Origin of the sequence: Desulfosudis oleivorans Hxd3 (assembly GCF_000018405.1) — a bacterium.
GTDB classification, from domain to species: Bacteria; Desulfobacterota; Desulfobacteria; order Desulfobacterales; family Desulfosudaceae; genus Desulfosudis; species Desulfosudis oleivorans.
The window spans coordinates 67,981-80,899 of the sequence record NC_009943.1; the positions used below are offsets into that span (position 1 = coordinate 67,981).

At 56.1% G+C, this 12,919-nt stretch carries 11 protein-coding genes and 1 other RNA gene; 6 read left to right on the forward strand and 6 right to left on the reverse strand.

The genetic code is table 11. The annotated features are described in order from the left end of the window. Nucleotides 1-4: 4 nt before the first annotated feature. Together DOLE_RS00305 and DOLE_RS00310 are read right to left on the reverse strand one after the other, a co-directional pair. Nucleotides 5-658 carry a cobalamin B12-binding domain-containing protein gene (locus tag DOLE_RS00305; protein ID WP_012173490.1) on the reverse strand — a complete coding sequence of 218 codons (654 nt, stop codon included), beginning with the start codon at nucleotides 656-658 and terminating at the stop codon, nucleotides 5-7. A 2-nt stretch (nucleotides 659-660) separates the two neighbouring features. Continuing rightward, nucleotides 661-1,821, reverse strand: coding sequence for a uroporphyrinogen decarboxylase family protein (locus DOLE_RS00310; protein ID WP_012173491.1), 1,161 nt, complete (start codon nucleotides 1,819-1,821; stop codon nucleotides 661-663). 161 nt (nucleotides 1,822-1,982) lie between these two features. On the opposite strand from DOLE_RS00310, the gene DOLE_RS00315 reads away from it, so the two are divergent. Together DOLE_RS00315 and DOLE_RS00320 are read left to right on the forward strand one after the other, a co-directional pair. Further along, the gene (locus tag DOLE_RS00315; RefSeq protein ID WP_012173492.1) at nucleotides 1,983-3,212 is read left to right on the forward strand and encodes a molybdopterin molybdotransferase MoeA; all 1,230 of its coding nucleotides are present in this window, start codon (nucleotides 1,983-1,985) and stop codon (nucleotides 3,210-3,212) included. A gap of 930 nt (nucleotides 3,213-4,142) precedes the next feature. Beyond that, nucleotides 4,143-4,610, forward strand: a complete 468-nt coding sequence (locus DOLE_RS00320) for a hypothetical protein (protein WP_012173493.1) — start codon at nucleotides 4,143-4,145, stop codon at nucleotides 4,608-4,610. Nucleotides 4,611-4,642: 32 nt separating this feature from the next. Here DOLE_RS00320 and DOLE_RS18095 read toward each other — a convergent pair whose 3' ends face one another. The 4 genes from DOLE_RS18095 to tilS all read right to left on the reverse strand — a co-directional run bounded on the left by DOLE_RS18095 (nucleotide 4,643) and on the right by tilS (nucleotide 9,326). Next, complete coding sequence (locus DOLE_RS18095; protein ID WP_012173494.1) at nucleotides 4,643-5,785, reverse strand: hypothetical protein; 1,143 nt, start codon at nucleotides 5,783-5,785, stop codon at nucleotides 4,643-4,645. Further along, complete coding sequence (locus DOLE_RS00330) at nucleotides 5,782-6,201, reverse strand: hypothetical protein (protein WP_153304320.1); 420 nt, start codon at nucleotides 6,199-6,201, stop codon at nucleotides 5,782-5,784. Before DOLE_RS00330 ends, DOLE_RS18095 begins: the two co-directional genes overlap by 4 nt. A 1,182-nt stretch (nucleotides 6,202-7,383) precedes the next feature. Next, nucleotides 7,384-7,845, reverse strand: coding sequence for a cyclic nucleotide-binding domain-containing protein (locus DOLE_RS00335; protein WP_012173496.1), 462 nt, complete (start codon nucleotides 7,843-7,845; stop codon nucleotides 7,384-7,386). Nucleotides 7,846-7,883: 38 nt separating this feature from the next. After that, complete coding sequence (tilS, locus tag DOLE_RS00340; protein WP_012173497.1) at nucleotides 7,884-9,326, reverse strand: tRNA lysidine(34) synthetase TilS; 1,443 nt, start codon at nucleotides 9,324-9,326, stop codon at nucleotides 7,884-7,886. Between the two features lie 96 nt (nucleotides 9,327-9,422). Here tilS and ffs point away from each other — a divergent pair. The 4 genes from ffs to DOLE_RS00355 all read left to right on the forward strand — a co-directional run bounded on the left by ffs (nucleotide 9,423) and on the right by DOLE_RS00355 (nucleotide 12,916). Then, nucleotides 9,423-9,521: signal recognition particle sRNA small type (gene ffs / locus DOLE_RS17755), an RNA gene on the forward strand. A gap of 204 nt (nucleotides 9,522-9,725) precedes the next feature. Next, a complete protein-coding gene (gene grpE, locus DOLE_RS00345; RefSeq protein WP_012173498.1) occupies nucleotides 9,726-10,379 on the forward strand; it encodes a nucleotide exchange factor GrpE in 654 nt (217 codons plus the stop codon). A 59-nt stretch (nucleotides 10,380-10,438) separates the two neighbouring features. Further along, a complete protein-coding gene (gene dnaK, locus DOLE_RS00350; RefSeq protein WP_012173499.1) occupies nucleotides 10,439-12,367 on the forward strand; it encodes a molecular chaperone DnaK in 1,929 nt (642 codons plus the stop codon). A gap of 69 nt (nucleotides 12,368-12,436) precedes the next feature. After that, on the forward strand, nucleotides 12,437-12,916 hold the full coding sequence (locus DOLE_RS00355; protein WP_012173500.1) for a flavodoxin family protein: 480 nt from the start codon (nucleotides 12,437-12,439) through the stop codon (nucleotides 12,914-12,916). Nucleotides 12,917-12,919: the final 3 nt, after the last annotated feature.

A 12,919-nucleotide genomic window follows, 5' to 3' on the forward strand; every position in this document is an offset into this window, starting at 1 on the left:
AGACTTATGTCAACTGTTTTGCCGAGCCAGTGGTCAGCACCCGCCGGGTTTCGTCGGGAATGGTGATCACGTTTTCCGCGTACCCGTCGGCCCCCATGTGACGGGCCAGTTCCGGGTCAAAGGGGGCGCCGCCCACCAGGATCAGGGTGTCGGGATAGGCCCGCTTCACCTGCTCGATCAGGCGGTTCATGTTTTCCAGGGTAGTGGACATCATGGAGGACAGGGCGACAATGTCGGGCCGCTCCGCCTCAATGGCTTCCAGAAAGGTTTCGTTGGGGACGTTCTTGCCCAGGTCGGTGACATGGAACCCGCACGCCTCAAGCACGGCAGCCACGATGTTCTTGCCCATGTCGTGCACGTCTCCTTCCACCACGCCGATGACAATCTTCGGGGCCTTGCGGTCCCCGGCTTCGGGAAACCGGTCTTTTAAAAAGGCGGTGCCCGTGCGGTAGGCATCGATGGCCAGCAGAAAATCGGGCAGGGCAAAAGACCCCTGCTTGAAATTTCTCCTGGCCTGTTCAATTCCCCGGTTGAGGGCGTCAAGCAGGGTATCGGCGGTGTTCTGCTCCTGAAGGGCCGGCAGCAGGGACAGCAAGGCGTCCGTGTCGCTGGCACAGACCGATGTTTCAACAAGGTCAAGCGTGGCGGAATCGTTCATCGCTATTTTCTCCCATGGGTTTTGGCCGCGTGAATCAGGGCAAAGGCATTGACCAGGCTGATGTTGGGCGGATACTCGCATCCCGGTGACAGGATATAACCCCCGCCAGGCGCCAGGTCGTCGATGTGGCGCCTGCACTCGTCGATCACTTCCTGGGGCGATCCGTGGACCAGCAGCGGGGTGGGCACATGGCCCATCAGGGTGATGCGGTCACCGTACTTTTCTTTCATCTCCCTGCGGGAGGCGCAGTCATCGGGAAGCTCGGAAAAATTGATCAGGGCCGGGTCCATGGAGCGGATCTGGGCGTCAAAATAGGGGGCGTCACCGCAGTTGTGAATGGCCACGATCCTGCCGGTGGACTTGATGGCCCGGCTGATCTCTCCGGCAAAGGGGCCTTCGATCTCTTCCCACAGGTCTTTGGGCAGGCCGCTTCTTGAGGCAAACAGGGTGTCAATGGCAATGGCCGGCACCCCGGCCTCACACTGGGCCAGCACAAACTCGACCAACACTTCGGTGATGGTGTCGCAGGCGGCCATCACCTCTTTTGGATAGAGGCGGCACTCCTTGAACAGGTTTTCCGCGCCCCGCATCATGGCCAGAATGCCTAAGGGGCCGAACACAAACCCGGATACAATGGCCCGCAGGCCCACCTCTTCCACCACGATACGGCAGAGTTTTACAAACTCCTGCATCCGTTTTGCCTCGGAAAACCGAATGGACTTAAGTGCCCGGTACTGGTCGTGGTGGGTGATCACAGGGTTCTTGTAGTCCGGCATGGGCGTGGAGTTGAGTGGGTAGATAATGGCCTGGCCGAAGTCGGCGGCCTCAACGGAGAGGTCCAGCAGCAGCACAACGGCGTCGCCGCCCACAAAATTGTACCCGTCCATAAAAACTTTGGCCGCCTTTTCCCCGTCCAGCGCGTAGTCGGGAAAGGTGATGCCCGATATCTGCCGGGCACCGGCGCACAAGATGGGTGAAACCGGCACATGGTCCGGCTCCTTGTGGCGAAACGCGGTCAGGGCCCGCTCAATCCCGGTCAGGGTCTGAAACCGGCCCCGAAAACTGGAGACCCCGGCCAGGGTGTCCAAAATGGGGTCAGGAATCAGGGCCAGGGGGGGGATTTGCCGTTTTTTCAGATAGTAGCCCACTTGCATCAGGCTCATGGCAGGTCCTTTCACGGAAAATTAAAAGTGGTACGTTGCACTTTAATATAGTAGAAAGAAATCTGTCAAGATCAAATCCCCCGGCCCGGCAATGACGGTTGCAAATCGCCGGGCAGGCGGATAATATTCAAATAAAAAACATCCTTGGTCACGGACACTTTATGAAAAAAGAGATCGGCTTTGACGAAGCTCAGGAACTGACCTTTTCAAGCATCGTTGCCCGGAAAACCGAAACCCTCGGCCTGGACCGGCTGACCGACCGGGTCCTTGCCGAAGACGTGGTATCAAGCGTGGACAGCCCGTCAGTGAACGCCTCGCTCAAGGACGGGTATGCGGTCCGGTCCGGAGACCTTCAGAAAGCCGGCCCGGAAAGCCCGGTTTTTCTTGAAATGGCCGGCAGTATCTCGGCCGGGGCAGCAACACGCCTGAAGGTGGCGGCGGGCCGGGCCATCCGCATTACAACGGGCGCACCCATTCCCCAGGGGGCCGATGCCGTGCTGGCCGAAGAGTTCACCCGTTTGGCCGAAAACCGGCTGGCCTGTTACAACACGGCCGGGCCCGGCAGAAATATTCTTCAAAAGGGCACGGACATTCAAAAGGGACAGGCGGTTGCCAAAAAGTTCGACCGGGCCACACCGCCCCTGGTAGGGCTCCTGGCAACCGCGGGCCTGGACCGGGCAACCGTGTTCAAAAGCCCGGTGGTTTGCGTCATGGCCACGGGCGACGAGGTGGTGGCCCCGGGAAAGCCCCTGCCCGAGGGAAAGCTCTATGCCAGCAACATCACGGAAATCTGCGCCTGGCTGACACAGCACAGAATTGACAGCCGGGTCTGCTTTGCCAGAGACACCGAGGAGGCCGTGGTCTCAACAATCCGGGAGCAGATCGATCATGTGGACCTGTTTATCTCCAGCGGCGGCATCTGGGGAAGTGAAAAGGACCTGATGCTCAAGGTGCTTGAATCCCTGGACTGGAAAGGCATTTACCACCGGGTGCGCATGGGGCCGGGAAAAGCCATCGCCTTCGGGTTTCTGGAAGACAAACCCTTTTTCTGCCTGCCCGGCGGCCCCCCATCCAACGAGATGGCCTTTCTTCAGATCGCCCTGCCCGGGGTCCTGAAAATGCGGGGCCACCAGCGGCCTCGGTTTCCCGTGGTGTCGGCCCGGCTGGCCGAAACCGTTCGAGGCGTAGGCCACTGGACCCAGTTTGTTCACGCCGAGGTCAGAAAAGAAGAAAAAGCGCTGGTGGTTGTGCCGCTCCAGCAAAGAAGCAGGCTTCAGTCCATGGCCGGCAAAAACGCCCTGATTCGCATTCCCGAAGGCACAGAAGTGCTGGACGCCGGCACCCTCATCGAAGTGCAGTTGCTCGACACAAGAGTGCTGCGGGAGGAGTAGGCGCCTGGCGGCGGCGCACCCGTCATTGCCCAACCTGATTGGGCAATCCAGTGTAAAATTGACCTTCATTCCTTAATCGAAATCGGGATCGCTATCGGTATCGGGATCGACACCGGCAGATCGCTTCCCGATGGCTCTCCTCTCATGTGTCATTGCGAGCGAAGCGAAGCAATCTTTACCATTAAAATCGATTTTTCCTCCCCTGCTTTTCCGTGTACTTTTCTTGGCGGCAAGAAAAGTACCAAAAGAACCGCGCCCCGCGGCTTGGCCTTCGGCTTCCCTCGCGCAAACGGGTTTTCCGGCGCGGGCAGGAACTCGCCCGCCTGCGGCGGTGCTCAGACAGCCTGCCCGCTTTTTGCCGGAAAACCCGCTTGCGCTCGGCTGCGCCGCAATGGGCGAAGGCTCTCATTGACGTTCGGCCCGTCATTGAACACCAGTCCTCTGATGGGTGCCACGGGCCAAGCGACAGCTTGCCCGTGCCGTGTTCCCGTGCTGCCGCTCACGGGCAAGGCCATTCGGCCTTGGCCCGTGCCACCCGTTAAAGAATAAGACGCACCTGTATGCAGTACTCCCACAAAGCAAAGCCGGCCATGCACACCCGGGAGCGCCGCACCCCAGTGCGGCAACTCAAACGGCAGACCACGCTTCAACAAACTTTCATGTCCCCAACGATCACCCACACCCGTCATTGCCCAACTTGATTGAGCAATCCAGTGTAAAGTTGACCTGTTACCTTATTTAACAAGGCATTGAATCATTTTTATTCTGGATCGCCGGGTCCGTCATCCCGGACTCCGATCCGGGACCGGCGATGACGAAGGAGTGAGTTTGAGTAATCCAAATCAACCCCCTGCCACAAAACTGTTGACATGCCCCGGCCGTGTTGCTAATTTCTCATGCAATCCAAACATTTGAAGCAGAGGGGCGAATATGAACGATCTTGTCAACTCGAAAGCGGGAAAAACTGCCGTTGCTGGTATGACTGGTTTGGTGCTGCTTGCAGCCGGATGCGTTTACACGCCGGTAAAGACCAACGATATTTCTGTAAATGATTTTTCGTGTTGCAACGCGGGGGCCAAAGTTTACACCAACGGGCTGGACGCGACCGTGATTGACGAGGACGGCGGACTTGATATTGAAAAGGGGCAGACCTGGAGAGAAATATCGCCTTCGGAAATGCCAACTTACGTGCCGGGGCAAAGCATTGCAAAGCAACTGACATCCATTGACCCAAAAACAGGCGCGACAAGATTAGAGGCAACGATATTACAAAATGAAAACAGTCTTGAATTATACTTTGAAAAAACCGGAAAGAAATACACCGTGGAAAACCCCCTGTCCGTAGAGAAAGACGGCGGCGGAAGTGGAAGCGGTGGTGGTTCTGGCGGAGATTGTTAATTAAAATTAAAAATTTCTATTTGGTTAAAAGATTAGCAAACAAGAACGTTTGGATATGAAGAGGTTCCCCTCACGCACATATATTGTTCCACATAAATAGCATTTCCATTATCATCTGCTCCCCAATATTTCAGTGTAAACGATTCGGTGTTATAAGGAGTCCAGAATCTTTTATTTAAGTGTATCAAATTGTTGTTCTTCTCAATTCTGTAATTAACAATTTCCTTCGGATCACATCCAGCTTTATCGCATAACTGCGCGCTCGTCAGCGTCACCCCAACCCCGCCCGTCTCCTTGAACGTCCTCGTATGATAATAATAATGGTAAGGGCTTATCCACTTATACTGAACGTTACTGAAATCAAGGCTTAACTTCGCCGTACAATTCTTAGTCCCAACTCTTGTTCTCGTAGTATCACAATTACTTGTCTGAGTAAACGAAACCCCAGAGCAAACCGTACTTGTAGCCGGCGTCCAACTGCTCACCGTACAAGTCGGCACACAGGTCTTTGTTCCCGTTTTCGTTCTCGTATTTCCGCAGTTGCTGGTCTGAGTAAACGACTCTCCCGAACAAACCGTGCTTCTCGCAGGCGTCCAAGTTGTATCTACACAAACCTCATCCTCATCCTCAACCACCGGCGCCGTATCATCACAAATACAAGGAACCTCGGAATCTGGAATTTTGTGTAGAGGAACTTCTAAATCAATCGGCACAGAGCCCGCCCCTATTCCGCTAAGTCCTGCTCCTGGAATTGTAATCGTAGGACAAACAGGGCTTTCAGAACACCCGCTCCACTGCAAGTCTTTATAATTGAAGCATTGGAAAGAATAATCATCACTAAATCTTCCGCATGCATCCCCCCCCTCTCGTGCATAATCAAAGCCGATACACTTGTCGCTATAACGACTCACAACACAAACTTCTCCTTTATATTCTAAATCCGCACACTGCACCTTCTTACAAGGACTACAAACTCCCTCCCCATCCACACAAAGCTCGCCGGAATCACAAGGCACATAATCTTCCACGCCAGATTTAAATTCTAAACAATCATCCCCGTCGCCATCTTCCCCACAAATATTTCTAAACACCTTACCCAAATCATCATCCTTACAAAACGGCGGAGCCGCCACATCCGTATAACAATAATCCTGACACGGCACATCCTCGGTCACATTCCCTCCCAGAAAAACAACTTAACCTCCTTCGGCGAAAAAACCGGCTCGTCACTCCCATCCCCCAAATCCGACGAGATAATCACACTATCCGCAAAAACATCCTTCTCCGGAATCGCCGTAAAAACTATCGACGGCAACTTACAATGGTCTTCCGGGTCGCTGATATTACAAACCCGCAAAATATAACCCACATTCACCGGAACCTTACTCGCCACAAAATCATCCAACATCGCAAACACCGGGTCGCCCCGCAAATCAAACTTAACCTCAACAGCATCCTTTCTTAAACTCCGATTCTCCGCAATCTGCTCCAAAATCTGATTCTGCAAACTATAAGCATAATCCCTCTCCGTCCTATCAAAACTAACCGGTTTCCATCCACAAATAGCCTTTTCCCGCAATCTCTGCGTCAAACTGCGGGCTTGCTTGTGCGACGTACAACAGTACGCCTCCGCGCAAACGCCTTGTTTTCCTTGACCTTGCGAAAAAATTCTCATTTCTGGATTGGAAACGTTGCTTGTGTCCTCATAGCAGATGGATGGACACTAACCGACTGATCCGAATACACCGTCACCATCACACCCGACACAATAAGTATCGCAATCGTCGCCTCCAAAATAAGGTATTACAGGTCAATTCTATGCTGGATCGCCGGGGTTCGGCCTTCGCCCTGGGGGCTACAGCCCGACATGCAAGCCGGGTACGGTGGAGGTCGTGCGGGACAGAAAGGCTATTGACGAGGCACCCGGCCGTTTTTGTTGCCGCACTGGGGTGCGGCGCTCCCGGGGGTGCACGGCCGGCTTTACTTTGTGGGAGTACTGCATGCCGGTGCGGCTTGTTCTTTATCGGGTGGCACGGGCAAACCGCAGGTTGCCCGTGAACATCAGTCCGGTAAAGATTGCTTCGTCGCTTTGCTCCTCGCAATGACGCTCAAAACAAACACGGGCAAGCTATCGCTTGGCCCGTGGCACCCATGAACATTTACAATGCAGCAAAACGCGGCCGGCAAAGAAGCCCACCCGGTTTTTGGCGACCTGAAGGTCGCCCCTACATTTGATTTTCCGCAGGCATGTCCCGTCCGGACATCAATGGCAAGCCTTCGCCCTTTGCGGCGCAGCCGAGTGAGGAGACTTTTTCGGGAAAAGCGAGCAGGTAATGTAGGGGCGGCCGGCGGCCGCCCGACTGATGGGCAACCGCGGGTTGCCCCTACAAAAACGCCGCAGGCGGGCGAGTTCATTTTCGCGCCGAAAAATTCTTCGAGCGAGGAAAGCCACGCCTGTGCGTGGCCAAGCCGCGGGGCGCGGTTCTTTTGGTACTTTTCTTGCCGCCAAGAAAAGTACACGGAAAAGCAAGGGAGAAAAAACCGGTTTAATGGTAAAGATTGCTTCGTTGCGCTTCCGCCTTCGCCTACGGCTATGGCGGACAGGCGCAATGACGCCTTGAGCGGATAAGATTGCTTCGTCGCTTTGCTCCTCGCAATGACGTTTAAAATAAACACGGGCAAGGCTTTGCGCCTTTGCCCGTGACACCCGTCAAAAAACAGAGCAATGATCCGCCGGTTTCGATTTCGATAGCGATCCCGATAGCGATAGCGATTAAATTGAAAGCTGCTCCACCATTTCATTCATGCGGCGCAGCCGCTCCACCAGCTTGGCAATGATATTGTCCTTGATCTTTTCCCGCACCGGTGGGCCCAGCTCCCGAATCATGATCTCGTCCACCTTGATCACGATCAGCTCCATTTCCGCGGAGATGGTGGCGGTGCGGGGGGTTTTGGTTAAAAACGATATCTCGCCGAAAAAATCTCCGGGCGCAAGCCGGGCAATGGGCCGGCACTGCTTTCCCTTGGTCACCACGGCCTCTCCGGAAAGCAGGATAAAAAAGGATGTGTCATCCCGGTCTCCGTCCCGAATGATGATCTCGCCGGGCTGAAAGGCCACGATGTGCTGATAAAAATGGACCAGGCTCTCTTTTTCTTCGGCGGTAAAGTTTTTAAAAAACTCCAGCCGGTTCATGATGCCGATCACAAAGCTCTTGTCAATAGTATTGGTTTCCATGAATGCTCGCTCTTTCCCCGGACCCGAACCCGGGCTGTTTATAAAATTTTTGCTTTCAGCACCTGCCGCGAGGCAGGGGTGAGTTTCACGTGTTCGGCCATGCGGTGGCCGGCCACCCAGACAATGGCGCCGCCGGACTCCACCACCGGGCAGGCGGCCCGGTCGATGGGAGCTACCCGGGTGTTGATAAAAAAATCGCTGACCTTCTGGGACCCTGTCATGCCCAGGGGCACAAACCGGTCTCCGGGCCGGACATTGCGAATGGTCAGCGGGCAGGTCAGTTTTTCCGCGTCCAGCAGGGCCGTGCGCCGGTCGTTGTGCTGAAGGTTTGCCGGGGCCGCGCAAGGCGCCAGCGCAAAACCAAGGGTGATCCCGGTTTCGGTAATGGTGACCGAACCATTGCCAAGGCCGGTGTCAAACAGGGTGTACGAAAACGGTTTTACCTGTGGTGTGGCTGTTGCCGGGCAGACGGCCGTGTCGGAAAACACCAGCTCCTGCTCGTTTCCGGAAACATGGACGGCGTCGGGCAGGTCCAGGCCAAAGGTCCGGTCCACGCCCCGGCACACGGCTTCGGCGTGATCAAAGGTGATGCGCCGCAGGTCCCCTTTGACGATTTCAAGCACCCTGCGCACCAGCCGCCGCCGGGCCGCCAGGGGCAGGGCTTGCACAAAGCCGGCCTTCAGCACCACCCGCCCCGGTTCACACAGCAGGACCGCCTGTTCAAAAAGGCCGGACACCATGTCCCTGATCCACAGGGACTCTTCGCGAAAAATTTCGGCGACCCGGTTCAGGCACGCCGCAATCCCGGGATTGTAGTGTTCTTCGATCAGGGGCAGCAGGTGATGGCGCACCCGGTTGCGCGTGAACGTGAGGTCGGCATTGGTGCTGTCTTCAACATAATCCATGCCGCCATGGGTAAGAAACGCCAGGATATCTTCCCTGGACACATGAATCAGGGGCCGGATGATGTTCTCCCGCACCGGTGGAATGCCGGAAAGCCCTTCCGGCCCGGCGCCGCGCACCAGGTTCATCAGCACCCACTCGGCATTGTCTCCGGCATGGTGGGCCGTGGCGATCTTATGGTAGCCGTGGGCCGCGGCCGTATCAGAAAAGAACCGGTACCTGGCTGTTCGGGCCGCATCCTCCACCGAGGCCCCTGTGTTGCGGGCCGCGGCTGCCACATCGATTTTTTCGGTGTAAAACGGAAGGCCCAGCCTCTCGGCCAGGGCGGCCACAAACGCCTGGTCAGCATCGGCCTCGGCACCGCGCAGGCCGTGGTGCACATGGGCCACACTGACGCGGGCCACAGCCAGTTCCGGCTGAAGCCGGACAAGGGCGTGGAGCAGGGCCACGGAATCCGGGCCGCCGGATACCCCGACCAGTACCGCCTCGCCGGGCGCGATCATGGCGTGGCATCCGATGGTGCGACAAACCGCGTCAAGCAGAGGGTCTGTTTTTTCTAACCAGCTGTTTTTTTCCATGATTTTACTATAATGGCATGAATCCGGGCCGATTTCAATTGGAAAATAGCTTGCAACCGGCCAGACAAATGTCTATAACAGCAGGTGCCCATTCTTGGCCGGCCGCCATGCAACTGACGGCCGGGAACCTCGTCAGGTCCGGAAGGAAGCAGCGATAACCGGTGCAGGCAGTGTCATGGATCGTTCCCGGTCTTGAATGGGCATCTTTTTTTCACTCAACTCCCCCTGATTTCCCAACCTGTTTTTCTTATTTGTTTTTCTTGACATTGGCCTGATCATTCTTATTTTTGTGACTGATTCGTGGACCGCTCCGGCGGGCCCTGGGAAAAGATATCGGACATTTTTATGAAACCATAAAAATTCAAACGGTTATTAAAAGTATAGATTGAGAGGAATCGGTTGAGTAAAAAGATTCGCATACGGGACGACAACACGCGAGCACAGGAGCCGGAGATGGCCGAAGAGGCGGACCTGAACACCGAGGATTGGCCGGAAGAGGCGTCGCCGAAAGCGGAGACGGACACCGGCCCGGACCAGGAGGTTCAGGAAGAGGATCCGATTGAGGTGCTGGACCAGCAGCTTGAAGCGGCCCTGGAAGAGAAAAAAAAGGTGGAAGACAAGCTGCTTCGGGCAGCCGCCGAATTTGACAACTACAAGAAGCGGCTGGAAAAACAGTGGGCCGATTTCAAAAAATACGCTCACGAAGCCGTGATCCGCGAACTGTTGTCAGTGGTGGACAACCTGGAGCGGGCCATTGTGGCGTCAAAGGATACCGCCGACCAGAACGAATGCCTGCTGTCCGGCGTTGACATGACATTAACGGAAATTTTGAAGGTTTTTGAAAAATTCGGCGTCACACGGATTGACGCCCTGGGACGGTCCTTTGACCCCAACTTTCACGAGGCCGTGGCCCGGCGCGAAACAGACGATACAGACGCCAATATTGTTATAGAGGAGTATCAGAAGGGATATATGATTCACGACCGGCTGCTGCGGCCCGCCATGGTGGTGGTGTCCGCCGGCAGAAAAAACGGAAACTCGGCGGGTGGTTAACACAGCCGCCTTTTAAGATTTTAATATTCTCGCATAAAAATTCGGTAAGGAGGAACACAATGGCTAAAACAATAGGAATCGATCTTGGTACCACCAACTCCTGCGTGGCCGTGATGGAAGGGGGAGAGGCAAAAGTCATCACCAACCCCGAGGGCGGCCGCACCACACCCTCCATCGTTGCCATCAACGAGGACGGCGAACGGCTGGTGGGTCAGGTGGCCAAGCGACAGGCCATCACAAATCCGGAAAACACGGTGTTTGGCGTAAAAAGGCTGATCGGCCGGAAATTTGATTCAGCCGAAGTCCAGCACGATATCAAGGTGCTGCCCTACAAAATTGAAAAGGCGGGCAACGGCGACCTGCGCATCAACCTGCGTGACAAGCAGTACAGCCCGGCGGAAATATCCTCCTTTATTCTGGCCGACATCAAGCACACGGCAGAAGAGTACCTGGGTGAAAAAGTCACTGACGCGGTGATTACCGTGCCGGCCTATTTTTCCGACAGCCAGAGACAGGCCACCAAAGACGCCGGCAAAATCGCCGGCCTCAACGTGCTGCGCATTATCAACGAGCCCACGGCCGCCTCCCTGGCCTACGGCCTGGACAAAAAGAAAGACGAAAAGATCGCTGTATTCGACCTGGGCGGCGGCACGTTTGATATTTCCGTCCTGGAAATCGGGGATGGCGTGTTTGAGGTCAAATCCACCAACGGCGACACCCACCTGGGCGGCGAAGACTTTGACCTGCGGGTGGTGGACTACCTTGCCAGCGAATTCAAAAAAGACCAGGGCATTGACCTGCGCCAGGACAAGATGGCGCTTCAGCGATTAAAAGAGGCTGCGGAAAAGGCCAAGATGGAGCTCTCCTCCTCTCCGCAGACCGACATCAACCTGCCCTTTATCACGGCGGACGCCAACGGCCCCAAGCACCTGAACATCAAGCTCTCCCGGGCCAAGCTGGAAGAGCTGGTGGAGGACCTGCTGGACAAGATGGCAAAGCCCTGCGAAACCGCGCTGAAAGACTCCGGCTTTTCCGCCTCCCAGATCGATGAGGTGATCCTGGTGGGTGGCATGACCCGCATGCCCGCGGTGCAGGACCGGGTGAAAAAGATCTTTGGCAAGGCCCCCAACAAGAGCGTGAACCCGGACGAGGTTGTGGCCATCGGCGCTGCCATTCAAGCCGGTGTGCTCCAGGGCGATGTGAACGACGTGCTGCTGCTGGACGTGACCCCGCTTTCCCTGGGCATTGAAACCCTGGGCGGGGTGATGACCAAGCTGATTGAAAAAAATACCACCATTCCCACGAAAAAGAGCCAGGTCTTTTCAACCGCGGCTGACAATCAGCCGGCGGTGTCGATTCACGTGCTTCAGGGTGAGCGGGAAATGGCCGCCAACAACAAGACCCTGGGCCGGTTCGACCTGGCCGATATTCCAGCGGCGCCCCGGGGTGTACCCCAGATCGAAGTGACCTTTGACATCGACGCCAACGGCATCGTGGCGGTCTCGGCCAAGGACCTGGGCACGGGCAAGGAGCAGTCCATCAAGATCACGGCCTCCAGCGGACTTTCCAAGGAGGAGATTGACAAGCTGGTCAAGGATGCCGAGGCCCACGCCGAAGAGGACAAGAATAAGCGGGAACTGGTGGAGGCACAGAACACGGCTGACGCCCTGATCTACCAGACCGAAAAATCGATCAAGGAGCTGGGCGAAGACAAGCTGGACAACGCCACAAAGGCCGAAATTCAGGCCAAGATCGAGGAGCTGAAAAAGGCCAAGGAGACCACGGACACAGACCAGATCAAAAAGCTTTCCGACGAACTGACCCAGGCCTCCCACAAGCTGGCCGAGGCCATGTACCAGAAGGCCTCCCAGGAGGGCCAGCAGGCCTCCGGCGGTGACGCAGGGGCCTCTGCGGACGGCGGAACCAGCAGCGCTGCCGGCGGTGATGATGATGTCATCGACGCCGACTACGAAGAAGCCGGAAAATAAACCTTTAAACACCCGCCCCGCCTGCAAAGAGACGCTTTGCAGGCGGGGTTTTTTTATGAGGAGGCGCGCATGCAGGTTCTGGTTCTTTATTATTCAAAAGGCGGCAACACAAAAGCCCTGGCCCAGGCTGTTGCCCGGGGGGTGGATTCGGTGGAAGGAGTCTCCAGCGTGGTTCGGTCCACCGAAGAGGTGACAAAAGAGGATTTTATCGCTGCCGGCGGTATTATCGCCGGGTCCCCGGTCTATTTCGGCGGCATGGCCGCGGAACTGAAACAGGTGTTTGACGCTTTTGTGGGGGTCCGCCGCAAGATGGAAGGCAAGGTGGGGGCCGCCTTTACCACGTCCGGGGATCCCACCGGAGGCAAAGAGACCACCATGCTGTCGATTTTGCAGTGCATGCTGATCTACGGCATGATTGTGGTGGGAGATCCGTTGGCCGCCACCGGCCATTACGGCACCGCCTGCGTGGGTGCGCCGGACGCAAGCGCAACGGAAAACGGAACGCGCCTGGGCGCCCGGGTGGCCGAGCTGGTAAAAAAAATCGGTTAATAC

Coding starts and splice junctions, on each gene's coding strand:
- DOLE_RS00335 (WP_012173496.1), bottom strand. CDS start 7,845: ATGGAAACCAATACTATTGACAAGAGCTTTGTGATCGGCATCATGAAC.
- DOLE_RS00320 (WP_012173493.1), top strand. CDS start 4,143: ATGAACGATCTTGTCAACTCGAAAGCGGGAAAAACTGCCGTTGCTGGT.
- DOLE_RS00305 (WP_012173490.1), bottom strand. CDS start 658: ATGAACGATTCCGCCACGCTTGACCTTGTTGAAACATCGGTCTGTGCC.
- dnaK (WP_012173499.1), top strand. CDS start 10,439: ATGGCTAAAACAATAGGAATCGATCTTGGTACCACCAACTCCTGCGTG.
- DOLE_RS00310 (WP_012173491.1), bottom strand. CDS start 1,821: ATGAGCCTGATGCAAGTGGGCTACTATCTGAAAAAACGGCAAATCCCC.
- tilS (WP_012173497.1), bottom strand. CDS start 9,326: ATGGAAAAAAACAGCTGGTTAGAAAAAACAGACCCTCTGCTTGACGCG.
- DOLE_RS00355 (WP_012173500.1), top strand. CDS start 12,437: ATGCAGGTTCTGGTTCTTTATTATTCAAAAGGCGGCAACACAAAAGCC.
- DOLE_RS00315 (WP_012173492.1), top strand. CDS start 1,983: ATGAAAAAAGAGATCGGCTTTGACGAAGCTCAGGAACTGACCTTTTCA.